The organism is Pseudomonas sp. 2822-15, from assembly GCF_002742515.1.
Classification (GTDB): domain Bacteria; phylum Pseudomonadota; class Gammaproteobacteria; order Pseudomonadales; family Pseudomonadaceae; genus Aquipseudomonas; species Aquipseudomonas salomonii.
The window spans coordinates 1-241 of sequence record NZ_LJRY01000396.1; the positions used below are offsets into that span (position 1 = coordinate 1).

The 241-nt window shown below is 46.9% G+C and carries 1 protein-coding gene; it reads right to left on the reverse strand.

The window, feature by feature from the left end:
* On the reverse strand, nt 1–205 hold a 205-nt coding region (locus tag AOA59_RS33365), incomplete at its 3' end, for a S8 family serine peptidase (RefSeq protein ID WP_305886618.1).
* Nucleotides 206–241 lie beyond the last annotated feature (36 nt).

Genomic DNA, 241 nt, shown 5'->3' on the forward strand with positions numbered 1-241 from the left:
TCGTAACACCAGGTGATGGTGTTCCACCAGATCCACCTGCTGCTTGAACCGCTGCAAAAGCATCTACAATACCGTTTCCATACTGATGAGAACTACCTGCATATTGTGCTGTATCCGCTAATATGTTTCTCACTTCTGCTACTGACAAGTTCGGATTTACTGCCCGTACTAGTCCTGCAACACCTGCAGCATGTGGAGCTGCCATAGATGTACCTGATAACGTTCTGTACTGACCATTAGG